The sequence below is a fragment of the Flavobacterium sp. GNP010 genome, from assembly GCF_056428945.1.
In genome coordinates, this window is the sequence record NZ_JBWJVK010000034.1 from 1 (window position 1) to 17,275 (window position 17,275).

The 17,275-nt window shown below is 31.9% G+C and carries 21 protein-coding genes; 17 read left to right on the forward strand and 4 right to left on the reverse strand.

The features are described from left to right. From AC061C_RS12890 to AC061C_RS12900, 3 genes are all read right to left on the reverse strand, one after another. On the reverse strand, window positions 1-795 hold a 795-nt coding region (locus AC061C_RS12890; protein WP_478291500.1), incomplete at its 3' end, for a MauE/DoxX family redox-associated membrane protein. A gap of 87 nt (window positions 796-882) precedes the next feature. Continuing rightward, entirely contained in the window at window positions 883-1,803 is a 921-nt protein-coding gene (locus tag AC061C_RS12895; RefSeq protein WP_478291501.1) for a helix-turn-helix domain-containing protein, read from the reverse strand. Between the two features lie 36 nt (window positions 1,804-1,839). Beyond that, on the reverse strand, window positions 1,840-2,223 hold the full coding sequence (locus AC061C_RS12900; protein ID WP_478291502.1) for a DUF7793 family protein: 384 nt from the start codon (window positions 2,221-2,223) through the stop codon (window positions 1,840-1,842). Window positions 2,224-2,435: 212 nt separating this feature from the next. On the opposite strand from AC061C_RS12900, the gene AC061C_RS12905 reads away from it, so the two are divergent. The 10 genes from AC061C_RS12905 (at window position 2,436) to AC061C_RS12950 (ending at window position 11,854) form a co-directional block, all read left to right on the forward strand. Further along, the gene (locus AC061C_RS12905; RefSeq protein ID WP_478291503.1) at window positions 2,436-2,783 is read left to right on the forward strand and encodes a hypothetical protein; all 348 of its coding nucleotides are present in this window, start codon (window positions 2,436-2,438) and stop codon (window positions 2,781-2,783) included. A 128-nt stretch (window positions 2,784-2,911) separates the two neighbouring features. Next, window positions 2,912-3,757: an RteC domain-containing protein gene (locus tag AC061C_RS12910; protein ID WP_478291532.1), complete on the forward strand. Its 846-nt coding sequence runs from the start codon at window positions 2,912-2,914 to the stop codon at window positions 3,755-3,757. Between the two features lie 254 nt (window positions 3,758-4,011). Continuing rightward, window positions 4,012-4,350, forward strand: coding sequence for a helix-turn-helix domain-containing protein (locus tag AC061C_RS12915; protein ID WP_478291504.1), 339 nt, complete (start codon window positions 4,012-4,014; stop codon window positions 4,348-4,350). Between the two features lie 55 nt (window positions 4,351-4,405). After that, a complete protein-coding gene (locus tag AC061C_RS12920; protein ID WP_478291505.1) occupies window positions 4,406-5,827 on the forward strand; it encodes a DUF3945 domain-containing protein in 1,422 nt (473 codons plus the stop codon). A 21-nt stretch (window positions 5,828-5,848) separates the two neighbouring features. Then, window positions 5,849-7,930: a type IA DNA topoisomerase gene (locus tag AC061C_RS12925; protein WP_478291506.1), complete on the forward strand. Its 2,082-nt coding sequence runs from the start codon at window positions 5,849-5,851 to the stop codon at window positions 7,928-7,930. 811 nt (window positions 7,931-8,741) lie between these two features. Then, window positions 8,742-8,870 carry a hypothetical protein gene (locus AC061C_RS12930; protein ID WP_478291533.1) on the forward strand — a complete coding sequence of 43 codons (129 nt, stop codon included), beginning with the start codon at window positions 8,742-8,744 and terminating at the stop codon, window positions 8,868-8,870. A gap of 105 nt (window positions 8,871-8,975) precedes the next feature. Further along, the gene (locus AC061C_RS12935) at window positions 8,976-9,281 is read left to right on the forward strand and encodes a phage integrase SAM-like domain-containing protein (RefSeq protein WP_478291507.1); all 306 of its coding nucleotides are present in this window, start codon (window positions 8,976-8,978) and stop codon (window positions 9,279-9,281) included. A gap of 274 nt (window positions 9,282-9,555) precedes the next feature. Next, window positions 9,556-9,900 carry a tyrosine-type recombinase/integrase gene (locus AC061C_RS12940; protein ID WP_478291508.1) on the forward strand — a complete coding sequence of 115 codons (345 nt, stop codon included), beginning with the start codon at window positions 9,556-9,558 and terminating at the stop codon, window positions 9,898-9,900. Window positions 9,901-10,025: 125 nt separating this feature from the next. After that, entirely contained in the window at window positions 10,026-10,913 is an 888-nt protein-coding gene (locus AC061C_RS12945; RefSeq protein WP_478291509.1) for an NmrA family NAD(P)-binding protein, read from the forward strand. 20 nt (window positions 10,914-10,933) lie between these two features. Then, window positions 10,934-11,854, forward strand: a complete 921-nt coding sequence (locus AC061C_RS12950) for a helix-turn-helix domain-containing protein (protein WP_478291510.1) — start codon at window positions 10,934-10,936, stop codon at window positions 11,852-11,854. Between the two features lie 38 nt (window positions 11,855-11,892). On the opposite strand, the gene AC061C_RS12955 is transcribed toward AC061C_RS12950, so the two are convergent. Further along, complete coding sequence (locus tag AC061C_RS12955) at window positions 11,893-12,363, reverse strand: MarR family winged helix-turn-helix transcriptional regulator (protein ID WP_478291511.1); 471 nt, start codon at window positions 12,361-12,363, stop codon at window positions 11,893-11,895. A 104-nt stretch (window positions 12,364-12,467) separates the two neighbouring features. On the opposite strand from AC061C_RS12955, the gene AC061C_RS12960 reads away from it, so the two are divergent. The 7 genes from AC061C_RS12960 to AC061C_RS12990 all read left to right on the forward strand — a co-directional run bounded on the left by AC061C_RS12960 (window position 12,468) and on the right by AC061C_RS12990 (window position 17,209). Then, on the forward strand, window positions 12,468-13,349 hold the full coding sequence (locus AC061C_RS12960; RefSeq protein WP_478291512.1) for an NmrA family NAD(P)-binding protein: 882 nt from the start codon (window positions 12,468-12,470) through the stop codon (window positions 13,347-13,349). Between the two features lie 33 nt (window positions 13,350-13,382). Further along, complete coding sequence (gene folE, locus AC061C_RS12965; RefSeq protein WP_478291513.1) at window positions 13,383-13,982, forward strand: GTP cyclohydrolase I FolE; 600 nt, start codon at window positions 13,383-13,385, stop codon at window positions 13,980-13,982. Then, window positions 13,983-14,195, forward strand: a complete 213-nt coding sequence (locus AC061C_RS12970; protein ID WP_478291514.1) for a hypothetical protein — start codon at window positions 13,983-13,985, stop codon at window positions 14,193-14,195. Window positions 14,196-14,351: 156 nt separating this feature from the next. Beyond that, entirely contained in the window at window positions 14,352-15,251 is a 900-nt protein-coding gene (locus tag AC061C_RS12975) for a helix-turn-helix domain-containing protein (protein WP_478291515.1), read from the forward strand. A 93-nt stretch (window positions 15,252-15,344) separates the two neighbouring features. Next, on the forward strand, window positions 15,345-16,190 hold the full coding sequence (locus AC061C_RS12980; RefSeq protein ID WP_478291516.1) for an SDR family NAD(P)-dependent oxidoreductase: 846 nt from the start codon (window positions 15,345-15,347) through the stop codon (window positions 16,188-16,190). Between the two features lie 11 nt (window positions 16,191-16,201). Further along, complete coding sequence (locus tag AC061C_RS12985; RefSeq protein ID WP_478291517.1) at window positions 16,202-16,543, forward strand: Atu4866 domain-containing protein; 342 nt, start codon at window positions 16,202-16,204, stop codon at window positions 16,541-16,543. A 96-nt stretch (window positions 16,544-16,639) separates the two neighbouring features. Further along, complete coding sequence (locus tag AC061C_RS12990) at window positions 16,640-17,209, forward strand: Crp/Fnr family transcriptional regulator (RefSeq protein ID WP_478291518.1); 570 nt, start codon at window positions 16,640-16,642, stop codon at window positions 17,207-17,209. Window positions 17,210-17,275 lie beyond the last annotated feature (66 nt).

Genomic DNA, 17,275 nt, shown 5'->3' on the forward strand with positions numbered 1-17,275 from the left:
ATAAATGATAGGAATAGAACCATCATAAAGAAAAAAATGAGCACCCACAATTTTTGTTTTAACGGTTCTAAAAGGTAAAGTATCTGGTGTAAGTTGAATAGAATATTGTTTTTTATGTTGCAATGTGCTGTCAAACTCAATGATAGTTAAAGGAGAAATGGTATTTCCTAAATAGATCTTTCCTTTAGAGTGGCCGGCTAAGTAAAATCCATAATTATTTAAGTTTTTTGTTAAAGTCCTTGATGCAACGTTAGGAGTAAATCGACGAATAAATGGATTTTGCTTCTGCATAGTATCCTCTGATGATAGAAATAAAACAACAACAAAAAGCATACTTGATACTACTATTACTAAAAGTGTGATAATCCCTTTTTTGTGGAATTGACAAAGCATAAGTCCACAACTACCTATGACGATGAAAAAAAGGTTGAAAATCAAATGTTCAGTCCATCCTAACTTTTCTAAAATTCCACCACAAGAGCATGGAATAAACGAACTAAAATTCAAAATTAAAATAATATATGTAGTAAAAACAGTCATTAAGCCCACTGATAAATAAAGGGCCTTTATTCGACTTACTCGCAGAGATAAAGCAAGTACTAGTCCCAATTCCGCAAAAATTACAAGAAACGAAATAGAAGCAGCATAAGCACTTAAAAGTGGAGACTGGCCTAATTGTGTTTGAAAGTTTTCAAAATCAATTAGTTTACTGATTGCAGCATACGTAAATAAAATGATATACAGGAAGCAGACCATCTCTAAAAATACATTTTGTAATTTAATATTCAGTTTCATATTACTTTTTATTTAAAGCAAAATTCTGAATTATAAAATGACTATAGTTGTCTTTTTGGGAGTAAGAGATGACTGAAACTGATAACTTTAATCCTCAACTGACGAAATAAAACCAACTTCATTTCGTTTTAATTCGTTGGGAGAAAAACCAAATTGTTTTTTAAATGATTTTGAAAAATTTGGATAATTATTAAAACCATTCATGACAGAAATATTTTTTAACGGTATTCCAGTATGTTCAATCATAAAGAAAGCTCTTTTGAGTCGCTCTTGATTATAAAACTGATAAATACTAGTCTTAAAAAAATGGCGAAAACCATCTTTTAATTTATGTTCATTTGTTCCGAATTTAGATGAAAGCACTTTTAATGAGGGAAGGGGTTCTTCAAGGTGTGCTAAAATATAATCATAAAGTTTTTGAATCAATAGTGCATCTGCCTTTCGAGTTTTATTATGTTTCTCGTTTTCATTCCCATACAATAAAGGAGTATAAGGATCTTGACGTGCAGGAGTAACCAGATTTATTATAATTTCCGAACGATTAACCAACCGTACAATGTTACTGGCGACCGAAATAGGTAAATGTTCTTTAGGTGTAAAATCTAATGTAATGGTTGTAGGCAAAGTACTATTTGCCTCAAGTACTTCTTGAAATTGTTCAAAAGAGGCTGTAGTAATAATATCCGCCAAAGATAGGTTGATCAACTCAGATTCGGAATGACCCAAAAAGGAAGTAACTTCGGATGTAAAGCTCTTGATTGTAAAAGAGAAATCTAAAACAAATGTGCTTAGAGCTGTAAATTGAAATGTCTTATGTGTATTAACGTAACCAATTTGAAAAACCGACTCCTTCATTTCTTCCGCTACCATATTAATTAAAACAACTAGCGTTTCCAATTCTTCATCATTGGAACATAAAGGAATGCGAGTGTTGAAATTACCGCGTGCCATTTCAAATAACATTTGATGAATTGTAACAATACGCTCTTCGTTGTATGTTTTATTCATAAGATTCAACTTTTAATTTTTATCTTATACTAAACGCTAAACAAACCCTTTTAGATAAATTAAAGCGTCATCTTCTTTAGTGAAAATTTGAGTAGGTACAGAAGGCTTACTAATCTCTACATAAAAAGTACTAATAATAAAGGATACTTTTTCATGTACAATAAGTGCTACTGCTTGCGTCAAAATAGAGCCCGACTGTGCTAAATGATCTCTTCCAGCCTTCTCAGTAGCTGCAACACCTCTAATATCACATAAAATAGGATAAGTACATTCGTTTTGAAAATGGATTCTATCGGTTACAACACACTGGGCTACCCTTAAATCAATAGTTGTATTAGGTTTGTATTCAAAAAAGAGAATGCCCCCAGAGATCCAAAACCGGGCAAAATCATTCTCATAAAAATCATGTGCTGCAATCATGTTTTATGGATTTAATTTTTCTAATTTAACAAAAATATAAACATCTATTAATAAGTTACTTGCCAATTTGGGATTATTTGTTGCAATTTGGATGTTTTAGTTGTCATTTTGGGACTTTGACTTGTTATATTGGGAGTATTGAGGTATCAGATGAAATAACTTTAAATTTTTATGATGAATTTTAGAAATCTAATTTTTAAAATAACTTAAAGATGGCAAAAATCAAGCACAATAATTTCATAGACACAGTCGATGAGGTTTTATCAAGAGCAAAAAAAGAAGGAGTACTTCATCTATATGCAGAAGACAAAAAATTGACAGGTAGGACAATCCAAATTAAGGGAAAGGAAATGTTTCATTTTGTTACAACCGGTTACTTGGGACTCGAACAAGACATTCGGTTGAAAGAGGCCGCAATAGCAGCCATAAACAATTATGGTACACAATTCCCACTTTCTAAGTCATATATTTCGCATCCGCTGCACAGTGAACTAGAGCAAAAAATGAAAAAAGAGGCTATTTCACGAGTTGCTAGACAGCCACTATGCTGTCTGAAATGAAATTATTGAAGTAAACGAAGTGACACTCGGAATGATATGTAGCGGAATGACATTATGAACAAAACAGTACCGAACTTAAAAGATGGGACCTAAATGGATTACTTATTCACTTTAATATTGACAGTATGATGCAGTCCACTTATAAAGATGCTCTCTACAGTATACTTAAAAAAGAACAGGAAATAAGTTTGGAATCAGTGCATGTAATAGACGAATCCTGTCGTATGACTAAATTCCTTCAGGATTTATTATCAGGTATGAAAAACCATGTTTTGGAGCATCATTTTATAGATGAAAATGAAGAAATTGAATTCTTCAGAATCATAAAACCTCAAATACTGGGTAAGTTAATCTATTACAACAAGATGTACAGAATAGAAACTTCTTGTCCAGTGAGTACAGGAAAAATGTATTATAAATATTTTTCCAGTGAATTACAGCAGCTAAAGCATGAATATAAGGAACATATTTGCAATTCTGATTTTTACCGATATTATCGTTCTGGACGGACAGATAGAGATCACGATTTTTTTAAATTAGGAAAAATAAATCTTAATACGGGCCTTAACAGTTTTATCTTTGAAGTTGATACCCAATTTTCTACATATTATGATTACAAAGTTTCCCGTATTATAGCGGATGAACTGCTTTATAATTATTTAATTATCAAAATAAATCCTGTTGACAAGCCGGGTATGGCTTTACAGAATGCCGAATCTACCAAAGATGTTTTCTGGACAGAATCTAAAAATGCACTGATAGAATTAATTTATGCTCTTTACGCATCTGGAGCAATTTCTAATGGTAAGGTCGGAATCCGTAAAATCAGTTTAATTTTCCAGCTATTATTTCGTGTCCAATTGGGAGATATTCATCATGCATTTCATCGGATGAAAGACCGCGCAGGTAATCGCACTTTATTTTTAGACCAACTCAAATCTTCTTTAGAGCAGTATATGGATAGAGATTTATAAATAATTATAATCTTTCCACATTTAAAAGCAGTATTTAAAAATACTGCTTTTTTTGTAATAGCTACCCATATATACCCATTGGTAAAGTTCGCTCTGCATAAAACTTCACTTGTAAAAAAGTAACGTTATCATCTGATAAATAATCAACTATGTGTTTTTTAGAAATTTAAAAATCTTCTTTTCAATTGGCTAACCTTGGCATAATATAGTACAAATGTTTTCCAACTTTGTATAAATGATTAAAACATATCTATATGAATATCGATAGAATGGAATTTATAAGTTGGATGGAACGTATCATGGACCGATTTGATTTAATGAATGATCAAATTAATGATGTCCACAAAAGTAGAAACAATATTGATGGAGAAGAATTGCTAGATAATCAAGACGTCCTTCAAATATTAAAAATCAGCAATAGGTCTTTACAGCGGTATAGATCTTCAGGTAAACTGGCTTACTATACAATTAGTGGCAAAATCTATTATAAATTGTCGGATGTTCATCAATTTATACGTGATAGTTTTAACGCACCCTTTTTAAGATGTAAAGACAAAATAGGACAAGTCAAGCCAGTTGAAGTCATTAATTGATTGGAAGGTTCTTGTCCCATTATTTTCGGGTAATGAAATTTAAAATACTCTTGTAGTGAACGAACAACCTACTGATAGACCAGAATTTTCAGAACAATTTTCGGATGTCTTACTAGTACATGATACAAAAAAAAAGAAAATTGAAGTAGTTAAGGATATTGGAAAAGATCAAGAACGGGAAACGATATTGCCAAAAAAAAAGAATGAAAACCAGTTTATAAGGATAGACAAACACGGAGATCTATTAACTAATTTTTTCAGCAATTTCTACCATCAATTTAAAGATCCTACCCATTTTCCTTTTCTAAGCTTTTCAGCAAAGCAAGTAACTGCTATAGCTATTGAAATAAAAAAAGCGATAAAAAATTTTAGCAAAGATGTAGAAAAAATAATAGTTAAAAATGAAATAAAAATAAATTATAAACAAGAAAATAAGAATACTATGGAAACAACAAAATTGACAACAGAAACGGAAAACCGTTACAAATTAGAACAAATTGATTGGAAAGCAATGGCTAATCTGGGATTAACAAAAGAACGACTTGAAAAAATGAATGTCCTGGAACCTTTGTTGAAAGGCTACAAAACGAATGAATTAGTTCCTGTCACTCTTGATTTAGGGACATCAATCACTAGAATGGACGCTAGGCTTTCACTACAAGCAAAAGAAGATGGTCAAGTAGTAATGGCAATTCACGGAATTCGAAAAGAACCTCAACTGCATTTTAAATTCTTTAGTCATGAATTTACAAAGGAAGACAAAGATAATTTGCTGAAAAATGGAAATTTGGGGAGAGTGGTTGACTTGACAAATCCCAAAACAGGAGAAACAATTCCATCAATTATAAGTATCGACAAGTTAACAAATGAACTTATTGCACTTCGAACAACCCTCATTAAAATTCCAGAAGAAATCAAAGGCATTAAGCTTGATGATCAACAAAAAATGACTTTGTCAGAAGGTAAATCTTTGTATATTGAAGGTATGATTTCTAAAAAGGGAGAGCCATTTAATGCTTCTGTACAGTTTAATGCAGACAAGCGATATGTTGAGTTTTTATTCGATAGAGGAAATAGCAACAAGCAAACAGAAAAGCAAGATGTTGAAGTTCCAAAAGCTTTTCGAGGAAAAGAATTGGATACTGCGCAATTCGAAAAATTTAAGGAAGGGCAAACAGTTTATGTAAGCGGATTGGTTGATAAGAAAGGCAAAGAATACCAAGGATACATCACATTCGATAAAGAAACAGGGAAAACAGGTTTTTCTTTTGACAATCCCAATAAACTAAAAGAGAGAGCACAACCAAAAGATGAAAATAAAACACAAGTTGCTGTAAATTCTGAAGGTAAAACTAACGAGGCTACTAAAAACAGTAAAGAGCCTCTGAAAAGCAAACAGGGTAGCCCTGAAACTGAAAAGCAACAAGAACTGCAGGAGAAACCCAAAGAAGCCAAATCAAAAGGGCGAAAAATGTAATTACGCTAAAGACTTGTTCAGATGAAAGTAGTAATTGCAGAAAAACCAAGTGTTGCTCGGGAGATTGCTCTCTTGTTAGGAGCTACAGAAAAGGAAGAAGGTTACTTGATGGGAAATGGGTATCAGGTAACCTGGGCGTTCGGGCATTTAGTGTCTTTAGCAATGCCGGAAGATTATGGAATTAGTTGGTTTCAAAGAGAGGCTTTGCCTATATTGCCTAATCCATTCTTATTGACAGTACGTAAAGTAAAAAAAGACAAGACTTATAGTCGTGATCTTGGGGCATTGAAACAACTCAATACTATTGATCAACTATTTAAAAACTGCGATAGTATTATTGTGGCTACCGATGCAGGACGAGAAGGCGAGCTTATTTTTCGGTACATCTATGAATATTTAAACTGCTCTAAACCTTTCGAACGGTTGTGGATTAGTTCGTTAACGGAAAAGGCAATTCTTAAAGGATTTGAGAATCTAAAATCGGGAAAAGACTTTGATAGTTTGCATGATGCAGGAGTAGGAAGGAGCCGTGCAGATTGGTTAGTAGGAATCAATGCTTCGCAAGCACTAACTGTTTCGAGCGGAAGTGGTGTTTTTTCGCTGGGTCGAGTTCAAACTCCAACATTAGCATTAATTTGTAAACGGTTTTTAGAAAACCAGTCCTTCAAAGTTGAACAGTATTGGCAAATTGAATTAGAACATAATAAAGAATACATTGATTTTAAAAGTCTTTCCACTCTTAGATGGGATGAAGGTAAAAAGGCTGAGTATGTACTGAAAACGGTGCATAAGCATGGAAAGGCTTCAGTAATGGACACAGAAACTAAAACCGTTAATGAGCAGCCACCATTATTATTTGATCTTACCGCATTGCAGAAGGAAGCTAACAGAAGGTTAAGCCTAACGGCTGAGGAAACGCTCAATATTGCTCAAAGTCTTTATGACAAGAAATTTATTAGTTACCCACGTACTGGGAGTAAATATATTCCTGAAGACATGTGGGAAGAAATTCCTAAGTTGATAAGGATAATAGAAGAGGTTGAGAAATTCAAAGCTATAGTTGCTAAAATGAGATTAAATCGTTTGAATAAAATGATCGTCAATGATTTAAAAGTGACCGATCATCATGGAATATTGATTACGGATAAAATACCGTCCGCTTTGTCAGCCAAGGAGAAGGCAATTTATGAAATGATTGTGTATCGATTATTAGAATCAGTTTCTCCTGCTTGTACTAAAGAAATAACGAACATTGTACTACAGGTGGCACACTATGATTTTGGATTAAAAGGAATTAAAATTCTTGATGCAGGTTGGAGAGTTATCAAAGGTGATTTTGTCGATGAGGATAAAGATCCAATTCAAGAATTACCCGCACTAAAAATTGGTGATGAAGTAAAGATTAAGACAGCAAAAGTAGTAGCAAAGAAAACCAAACCACCAGTTATTTATACGGAAGCAAGCTTGTTATCTGCAATGGAGAACGCGGGGAATCAGATTGAAAATGAGCAGGAACGCAAAATAATACAAGGTGTAGGAATTGGTACCCCAGCTACTAGAGCAGCCATTATTGAAACACTTTTTAAGAGGGAATATGTCAGACGCGATAAGAAATTACTGCTTCCGACAGAAAAAGGATTAAAGGTCTATGAATTGGTTAAGGACAAAAATATTGCTAATGTAGAATTGACTGCAAACTGGGAACTAGCTTTGGAAAAAATTGAGAATAAGGAATTGAATTTAGTAACCTTCCAGAAAGGAATAGAAACTTTCACAAGGTCTTTAACTCAAGAAATACTTGATTTAGTAATAGAAGTAGAGCGACAACCTGAACTTATTTGTCCAAAATGTAAGGTCCAAAAATTGATTATTCGGGACAAGTTGGTAAAATGCAAGGACGAAAATTGTAATTGGGTTCAGTTCAGAAATATATGTGGCATGCAACTCAGTCTTGTGGATTTGGAAACATTAATAACTACGGGAAAGACCAATCTCTTAAAAGGGATGATAAGTAAATCAGGTAAGAAATTCGATGCTTTTATCGCTATGGATGAAGGAGGAGAAACCTCTTTTATTTTTCCCCAAAAGAAGAAAATGAAATAAATTAGTTGATGAATCTCTACTTGCTTTAGTAAAAAGTAACTATTACTGAATCTGCAATTCTCACAGAAAAGATTAATCTAAGAGATTTGAGTATCAACTTAAATTATTAAAAAGAGGCTGTAAGCAGGATAGGGCTGGAATGCAGTGGAGCGTAGAAACGCAGCGCAGAGCAATGAAGCTTTATTCTGCTTATATAAGCCTGACCGAACACAAGGAATGAACGTGCGGAGCTGAGGAACGGAACAGCCTAAAAAAACAGCTGCTTATTTTTAAGCTGCTGTTTTTTTATGGGCTGTGAAGTGCCTGCGAAGGGTAGGTATGCTGATTAATAAATTTCGTTAACACCTTACTCATGAAGGCATACCGACGGGAGCAGCCGAACGGAGCAAAGTGAATGACTGAAGTAAGACTGATTTTTAAACGATCTCTAATTAATAAAAGCTTTTTCCATCATTTCCAACTCTGTTCTAGAAATTCCTCTTTCACCGTCGGAGGGTTAACAACCCTCAACAAAATACTGTATTATTTTTTTTAAGGCGTTTTTTCTTTGGGGGCTATACCAATAAAGTTCATAAAATGGTATTCTATCAATGACCTATTTTCTTAAATCCAAATTGATTACTTAATAAAGATGAAACATTTGTCTAAGAGGGTATTCAAGTTTTGAACATCTTGTTTCAAGTAGTTTTACAAGATATTTTTATAAATCTAAAGTCACTACATTTCGAACAAAACATCTAATTTAGTTTACTTTGAAAAGAAAAACGAAATCAAAGTCCGTGGCAAAGTCCCGATTTATTTAAGAATAACTATTGATGGACTTTCAAAGGAAATTAAAACTAAACGAAGAATTAAACCTGATAAAAGGGATAACAATCTTCAAAAAAATATCGTGTCTAGTATTAATGTAAAATCGTTGACTGCGCACCTGAAAACATAAGAACAACAAGTTGAAGAATAATAGCATCAGTTTCTAAAAGACGAAGACAAAGCTACTTCAATCGTATTAAAAGCAAAGTTGCAAGAAACGGACAAAAGTGTTAGAATGTTAGTTCCCATTTTCAAAAATCACAATAACAAAATAAAAGAATTGGTTGGGAAAGAATATGCACCAGGAACATTAGAACGTTACAAAACTTCGTTGAACCACACCATCGAGTTCCTGCAATGGAAATATAAAGTTTCGGATATCGAGATTTACAAAATAGATCACGCTTTTATAACCGATTATGAATTTTGGTTAAGAAGCGTTCGGAATTGTGCCAATAACACAGCGGTAAAATACATCAAAAATTTCAGCAAAATAATAAAGCTTTATCTGGCCAATAACTGGCACGATAAAAAAACCTAAGCAAACTACAAACCGAAAGTAAAAGAAGTCGAGAGAGTTTATTTATCTGAAAAAGAAATTCAAAACATCATTGATAAAGATTTCAAAACCGAAAGATTGTACCTTTTACGTTATATATTCCTTTTTAGCTGTTTTACGGGTCTAACATACATCGATTTACAGAACTTGACAAAATCTTCATATTAGCATCGGAATTGATGGGAAGAAATGGATATTTACACATAGAGAAAAAACAGAAATCGCTACTAAAATTCCTACCCTTCAAGTGACGCAAATGATTATTGATAAATATGAAGACCATCCAAAAAGCAATAACGAAGATAGATTACTTTCCATTTTAACCAATCAAAAAACGAATGAATTTCTAAAAGAAATAGCTTGGGTTTGTGAGATTGAAAAAGAATTAACCTTTCACATTGCCCGCCATACTTTTGCAACAACTGTAACGCTCACAAATGGTGTTCCGAATGAAAGTGTAAGTAAAATGCTTGTTTATAAAAACTTACGAACAACACAACATTACGCGAAGGTTTTGGATAAAAAAGTGAGTGAGGATATAAAAGTTTTAAGGGATAAGTTTGCAATGATATCAAAACAAAAAGAGCAAAAAATAATTTAAGAACACTTTTTTTATTCAAAAAAAATATTATAAAACAATGAAACGACTACTACAAAAGTTGATTAGGCTATTTTTAAACTTCTCATCTTACAGAAATTTGTATCAAATATTTAAACATATAAAAGATGAAAATTATCGTAACAGGTTCTTTAGGAAACATAGGCAAACCATTAACACGAGAGTTAGTGCAAAAAGGACATCAAGTAACTGTAATAAGCAGTAATATTGAAAAAATACAAGCTATTGAAAATTTAGGAGCAATTGCAGCTATTGGGTCATTAAATGACGAGGGCTTTCTTACAGAAACTTTCACAGGAGCAGATGTAGTTTATACGATGGTTCCACCTAATTACTTTGCTGAAATTGATATAAGAGAATATTATCGTAAAACAGGTATTGTTTACAAGCAAGCCTTGAAAAAATCTGGAGTAAAACATGTTATAAATTTAAGTAGTTATGGTGCACATTTAGACAAAGGAACAGGAATTATTTTGGGTTCACATTATGTAGAACAAATCCTTAACGAATTATCTGATGTGGAAATAACACATATTCGACCTACTTATTTCTATTATAATTTACTCAATCTGATTGATATGATAAAAAATTCAGGGATGATTTTTGCCAGTTATGGTGGCGAGAAAAGTTTTGATATGGTCTCACCTATCGATATTGCATCAGCAATTGCAGAAGAAATTGAAATGACATCCACACATCGAAAAGTAAGGTATGTTTCTAGTGACACACTTTCTGGTGTTGAAATTGCTAATATTTTAGGAGCTAAAATTGGTAAACCTGATTTAAAGTGGATTGTGGTTTCTGATGACGAAACACGCAAAGGTTTCTTAGAAAATGGTTTTCCTGAACTGCTAACAAATAATTATGTTGAAATGTTTTCAAGTTTAAAAAGTGGTAAATTAGCCGAAGACTATAAATTGAACAAACCAGCAGTTTTAGGTAAAGTAAAATTTTCAGACTTTATAAATGATTTTGTAACCGCCTACAATTCATAATAAATATTTAATTTTGAGCAATGAAAAACAATCCAATTCATAGATTTAAAACCATTAGCGAGTACCATCGACAAAGAGGATTACCGCAACCAGAGCACCCATTAATCAGTTTGATTAATTTTGAAGAAATGAAATATTTGGGAGAAGATAGTCTCGTGAGTTGGTCTATGGATTTTTATTCCATTGCATTAAAAAGAAATATTAATGGGAAAATAAAGTACGGTCAACAAAAATACGATTTCGATGAAGGCGTTTTGTTTTTCATTGCTCCAGGACAAATTTTCAGTATAGAGGTAGAGAAAAATAAAGTTTTACAAACATCAGGGTGGATGTTACTTGTCCATCCTGATTTTTTATGGGGAGCAAGTTTGGTCCCAAAAATAAAAAAATACGACTATTTTGATTATTCCATTAATGAAGCTTTGTTTCTTTCTGAAAAAGAAGAAACAAGTTTAATAAACATTTTGCAAAACATCAAACAAGAATACCAATCGAATATTGATAAATTTAGTCAAGATTTAATTATTGCTCAATTAGAATTGTTTTTAAAATATGCTGATAGATTTTATAACCGCCAGTTTTTAACTAGAAAAATAAGCAATCATCAATTATTAAATCGGTTAGAAGAATTATTAGACAATTATTTTGGAATTGACGATTTAACAGTTAGAAGTTTGCCTACTGTAAATACAGTTGCTGAAAATCTAAATGTATCACCCAATTATTTGAGTTCGATGATTAAAGTATTGACTGGACAAACTACTCAACAGCACATTCACAATAAATTGATAGAAAAAGCAAAAGAGAGATTATCAAATACAAATTTATCAGTTTCAGAAATTGCTTTTCAGTTGGGTTTTGAACATTCACCATCATTTAGCAAATTGTTTAAAGCAAAAAGCGGCGTTTCTCCTTTGAAGTTTAGAAATTCCTTTAATTAAAAAATAGACTTTAAAATGATAAAACGGAAAGTTTAGTATTATTGATTGGTATTCAAATCCTCGTGGTAATCAATCATTTTACTTAAAACTTCCATTGTTATTCTAAATTTTTCTTCCCCAACTAATTCTATGTAATTATCAATTAAATTGGATAATTTTTGATTTGAAGTCGTTACAAATTCTTTACCATCATCAGTTAAATTAATTCTGTTACTTCTTTTATCATTATTTATAGTTTTGGAAGTTATCATTCCAATTTCTTCCAATTCTTTTAAGGTTCTACTCATCGCTTGTTTAAAAACTAATGATTTTTTTGATAGTTCACTATTAGTATTGCCTTCTGGACTGATATTAAAAATTACAGGCATAAAAGATAATTTCATATCAACCTTTTCAGGTTTAATATTATGTTGAGACCAAACATCAAAATGCTTTTTTGCGATACAAATTAACCGGCCAAAGTTGTCTTTGTGGTCATATTGAACATTAATCTCTTTATTTTCATTCATCTTGAAATATTTTTTACAAAGATATAAAATAAATAATAGTAAACAATGTTGTCTATATAGTAAACAATGTTTACATTTGCATCAAATAATTTAATTCAAATAAAATGAAAAAGACAATTTTAGTAGCAGGTGCAACAGGCAACCTTGGCGGTCGCATTGTAAAAGCATTGATAAAAGAAGGTGCAGAAGTTAAAGCGATAGTTCGTAAAGGTAGTGATCCAAAAAAAATTGAAGCATTAAAAAATCTTGGTGTTACTGTAATACCAATAGATATGGCTAACATTTCAGAAATTACGGCAGCTTGTGTTGGCGTTTCTTGTGTATTATCGGCGTTAGCAGGGTTAAAAGATGTAATTGTTGATGGACAAAAAAATCTTTTGGAAGGTGCAATTCAAGCAGGTGTACCTCGTTTTATTCCTTCTGATTTTTGTACAGATTATACAATCATTCCAAAAGGAGAAAATAGAAACTTTGATTTAAGAAAAGAGTTCAAAGATGATTTGGATAAAAGTAAAATTAAAGCAACTTCTATATTCAACGGATGTTTTGCCGATATTTTAAGATACAACACGCCTTTGTTTGACACAAATAATAAGACTATTGTCTATTATAACGAAAAAATAGAATGGGAAATGGATTTTACAACAATGGACAATACCGCTGCTTTCACTGCATTAGCATCTTTAGATGAAGATGCACCTAGAGACTTAAGCATTGCAAGTTTTAGAGTAAGTCCATATGATTTAGTTCGATTGAGCGAACAACACAAACAGCAAAAATTTGAACTTGTAAACGGTGGTTCAATGCAAGGTTTTTCAGCCTACAACAAAAGCCAAAGAGTGGCAAACCCAAAAGGCGAAATGGAATTATATGCATCGTGGCAACAATCACAATATGTATATAGTATGTTTTTGGCAAATCACTCCAAGCTTGATAATGACAGATATCCAAATTTACATTGGGCTTCTGTTGAAGAAAATATTTAAAAAATTAATTTTAAAAAACAGTTAAATTCATAAATGATAAGTTACAAAAAAATTGACCAATACAACACGGAGAAAACAATTGAAATTGCAGAAAGTTTCAAAAAGATAATAGAAAATTTAGGTGAAGATACCAACAGAGAAGGTCTTCAAAAAACTCCAGAAAGAGTTGCCAAAGCATTCCAGTTTTTAACACACGGATATGAATTGGATCCTTTAGAAATTTTGAAATCGGCATTGTTTACAGAAGATCATAAGCAAATGATTGTAGTGAAAAACATCGAAGTCTATTCTATGTGCGAACACCATATGTTACCATTTTTCGGAAAAGCACACGTAGCCTATATTCCTAATGGTAAAATAGTTGGGTTAAGCAAAATACCCAGAGTTATTGAGGCTTTTGCAAGACGGTTGCAAGTACAAGAGCGATTGACAGACCAAATCAAAGATTGTATTCAAGAAGCGTTAGAACCACTTGGTGTGGCTGTAGTTATTGAGTGCCAACATATGTGTATGCAAATGCGTGGCATTCAAAAACAAAATAGCGTAACCACAACCTCTTCTTTCACTGGAGCATTTGAAAAAGATAAAACGAGGAAAGAATTTATAAGTCTAATTTCCAATAAGTTTAGTTAAATGGAAGTATTTGTATTTAAAACTAATGTAACAACAAAAAATGAAGTAATTTCGATAAGTCAATTATTAAATAGCTTACTAGGAAGCGGAAGTTGGAATTTTGATTTAGAAGATATCGACAATATTTTTAGAGTTGAAACTGACAATAATAAAGCTTCAGAAATAATTTCACATTTTAATTTATGCGGTTTTCTTTGTGAAGAATTGCAATAAAAAAACCACACTTCTTGGATAAATCTAATATCGAATAAGTGTGGTTTTTATCATTTAATAGTTTAGCAAATTTTTTAAAAGTAAGAACAATATTTCATCTTTAGAGTTTTGCTATACTATAATTAATATTCTATTTGATTTTTATAACTTTGTTAAATGGAAAAGACAGAAACACTTGAAGATTTTTATTTGACAAAAGTAAATGGAATGCCCGAAAATCTCAAAAAAGAGATTGGACATTTTAATGTTTTTAAACTGGATGATTTTGTTGGCAAAAAAGCTAAACCAGTTCCATATAGCCGAAAAGATTTTTATAAAATTAGTTTGATTATTGGAAAAAATAAAGTGCATTATGCCGATAAAATAATAATCATTGAAGAGCAAGCTTTATTATTTGCCAATCCACAAATCCCATATAATTGGGAACAAATTGACGAAATACAAACAGGTTATTTTTGTATTTTCACAGAAGCATTTTTCAATCAGTTTGGAAATCTAAAAGACTATCCTTTGTTTCAACCAGGAGGAAATCCAATTATTTCGATCTCTACAGAAGAAGCCGAATTGTTTAAAAAATTATTCGTAAGAATGTTTGAAGAAATCAATTCTGATTATACTTTTAAATATGATGCGATAAGAAACCTTGTTTTTGATGTTATTCATTCTGCTCTAAAAACTGAACCAATTGCAACTTCTTTATACAACAAATCGAATGCTGTCGTTAGAATTTCTTCACTTTTTATGGAATTATTAGAGCGTCAATTTCCAATTGAATCAATAGCACAACAAATTACTTTTCGCTCACCATCAGCATTTGCAAATCAATTAAACATTCACGTAAACCATTTAAATAAAGCATTAAAAGAAACAACAGGCAAAACTACATCGCAAATTATTGCTGAGCGAATTACGCAAGAAGCAAAAATTTTACTCAAACAAACCAATTGGAATATTAATGAAATCGCTTCGTGTTTGGGCTTTGAAGAATTATCTCATTTTATAAACTTTTTCAAAAAAGAGGTTCAACTTTCTCCGAAAGTATACAGGATTACATAAATATTTGATTTTTGCAACTTATGATTTGATTTATTCAATTCTATCAACTTGCTCCAGCAATACCTTTGTACCATAATTAAAAACATAAAAAATATGGAAAATAGCAAAGTTTGGTTTATCACAGGTGCATCAAAAGGACTTGGATTAACATTAGCAAAAAAATTACTGGCACAAGGATACAAAGTAGCTGCTACATCAAGAAGTGAAAAAGCATTGATTAATGCAATTGGAAATGCGTCTTTAAATTTTCTACCCTTGGAAATGGATTTGGTCAATGAAAAAAGTGTCAGAAACGCAATTGAAGTTGCAATCAATCATTTTAAAACAATAGATGTTGTAGTAAATAATGCTGGTTATGGTCAGATTGGGACATTGGAAGAATTAACAGACGAAGAATCAAGAAAAATTTATGATGTAAACGTATTTGGATTATTAAATGTGGTCAGAAATACGATGCCTTATTTACGTGCCAACAAATCAGGTCACATTTTCAATATTGCATCGGTTGGTGGTTATTATGGGGGTTTTGCGGGTTGGGGAATCTATTGTTCCACTAAATTTGCTGTTGCAGGATTAACAGAAGCTTTAGCAGCAGAAGTAAAATCTTTTGGAGTAAAAGTAACTTTAGTTTACCCAGGTTATTTCCGAACCAATTTCCTTTCGAAAGAATCTATCATAATTCCTAAAAGTCCCATTGATGAATATGAAGAAGCCAGACAATCACAAATTTTACATCAAAATCAAATCAACGGAAATCAACCAAATGATCCTGAAAAAGCAGCTGATGCATTAATTGAAATGGCAAAAGAAGAAAATCCAGCATTGCATTTATTTCTAGGTGTTGATGCGCTAGAAATGGTAGAACAGAAAATCAATATAATTGAAAATGAAGTTGAGAAATGGAAATCTGTCAGTTTATCAACAGCTTTTAAAAACTAATAGAAATAAATTTGAATTTAAAATTAGACTTTTCAGGTGTTGCAGTTTTCCTTTTAACGATAGTATTTTTTTCCTCTAAAGATGCTTTAAACAATAGCCAAAAAATGGATAATGAAAATAAATATGTAGGTATCTGGGTTACTAAAGATGGCTATATCAGACACGAATTATTACCCAATAATCGATATGATGAAGCTCGCGGAAATCGTAAAAGTGCATATCAAGGCGACTACAAAATTACTGGAGATCATATTGATTATAAAGATGATACTGGTTTTGTTGCCGATGGGGATTTCAAGAATGATATTTTATACCACGCAGGTATGATATTGTACAGGGAGAAAGTGCAATAATTTTTCATCATTTTCTTTGATTGTAGAATTCATTTTATAAAAAACTTTTTGCCAAATGACAAATTTCGTAAAAACATCTTTCACTAACTTGCGACTATGAAAAATTTTATAGACTACATCTTACAGTTTGGAAATTTAAACCAACAACAGATTGACTTGATTTCAAAAAAAGCAACGGAATTAAATCTGAATAAAGACGATTATTTTCTAGAAGCAGGAAAGGTTTCAAAACAATTTGGCTTTATTATAGATGGAATTACTCGGGTTTCTTATTACAACAACAAAGGAGAAGAAATAACCAAATACTTCATCGAAGAAAATAATATTTTAGTCGATTTAGAAAGTTTTGAAAATGAACTTCCGTCTATTGCATACGTGCAAGCAATAACCGATTGTAAGATGATTGTTTTCTCGAAAAAAGATTGGCAAGAATTGCTCAACACAATTGTGGGTTTTGATGCCATTGTACATAAAATTATTTCAAAAGCATTACTTCAAAAAATAGAAAGAAGAAGTTCTTTAGTTTCAGAAGATGGAACTACCAGATACTTGGCTTTTTTAGAAACCTATCCCAATCTTGCAAATCGTATTCCGCTTTCCTATTTAGCTTCCTATTTAGGTATGACGCAATCGTCATTAAGTAGAATAAGAAAAAACATCCGATAAATTGCTTTTTGCCAAATGGCAAAAGATTTCATTTTTAAACGATGCAACTTTGCAGTATTAATTTAA

What these genes read in the sequence shown, in the direction of transcription:
- AC061C_RS12905 (WP_478291503.1), top strand. Translation starts at nt 2,436, where the DNA reads ATGGCAAAAATCAAGCACAATAATTTCATAGACACAGTCGATGAGGTT.
- folE (WP_478291513.1), top strand. Translation starts at nt 13,383, where the DNA reads ATGATAAGTTACAAAAAAATTGACCAATACAACACGGAGAAAACAATT.
- AC061C_RS12910 (WP_478291532.1), top strand. Translation starts at nt 2,912, where the DNA reads ATGCAGTCCACTTATAAAGATGCTCTCTACAGTATACTTAAAAAAGAA.
- AC061C_RS12975 (WP_478291515.1), top strand. Translation starts at nt 14,352, where the DNA reads ATGGAAAAGACAGAAACACTTGAAGATTTTTATTTGACAAAAGTAAAT.
- AC061C_RS12970 (WP_478291514.1), top strand. Translation starts at nt 13,983, where the DNA reads ATGGAAGTATTTGTATTTAAAACTAATGTAACAACAAAAAATGAAGTA.
- AC061C_RS12950 (WP_478291510.1), top strand. Translation starts at nt 10,934, where the DNA reads ATGAAAAACAATCCAATTCATAGATTTAAAACCATTAGCGAGTACCAT.
- AC061C_RS12925 (WP_478291506.1), top strand. Translation starts at nt 5,849, where the DNA reads ATGAAAGTAGTAATTGCAGAAAAACCAAGTGTTGCTCGGGAGATTGCT.
- AC061C_RS12955 (WP_478291511.1), bottom strand. Translation starts at nt 12,363, where the DNA reads ATGAATGAAAATAAAGAGATTAATGTTCAATATGACCACAAAGACAAC.
- AC061C_RS12895 (WP_478291501.1), bottom strand. Translation starts at nt 1,803, where the DNA reads ATGAATAAAACATACAACGAAGAGCGTATTGTTACAATTCATCAAATG.
- AC061C_RS12900 (WP_478291502.1), bottom strand. Translation starts at nt 2,223, where the DNA reads ATGATTGCAGCACATGATTTTTATGAGAATGATTTTGCCCGGTTTTGG.
- AC061C_RS12945 (WP_478291509.1), top strand. Translation starts at nt 10,026, where the DNA reads ATGAAAATTATCGTAACAGGTTCTTTAGGAAACATAGGCAAACCATTA.
- AC061C_RS12915 (WP_478291504.1), top strand. Translation starts at nt 4,012, where the DNA reads ATGAATATCGATAGAATGGAATTTATAAGTTGGATGGAACGTATCATG.
- AC061C_RS12990 (WP_478291518.1), top strand. Translation starts at nt 16,640, where the DNA reads ATGAAAAATTTTATAGACTACATCTTACAGTTTGGAAATTTAAACCAA.
- AC061C_RS12935 (WP_478291507.1), top strand. Translation starts at nt 8,976, where the DNA reads ATGTTAGTTCCCATTTTCAAAAATCACAATAACAAAATAAAAGAATTG.
- AC061C_RS12940 (WP_478291508.1), top strand. Translation starts at nt 9,556, where the DNA reads ATGATTATTGATAAATATGAAGACCATCCAAAAAGCAATAACGAAGAT.
- AC061C_RS12960 (WP_478291512.1), top strand. Translation starts at nt 12,468, where the DNA reads ATGAAAAAGACAATTTTAGTAGCAGGTGCAACAGGCAACCTTGGCGGT.
- AC061C_RS12980 (WP_478291516.1), top strand. Translation starts at nt 15,345, where the DNA reads ATGGAAAATAGCAAAGTTTGGTTTATCACAGGTGCATCAAAAGGACTT.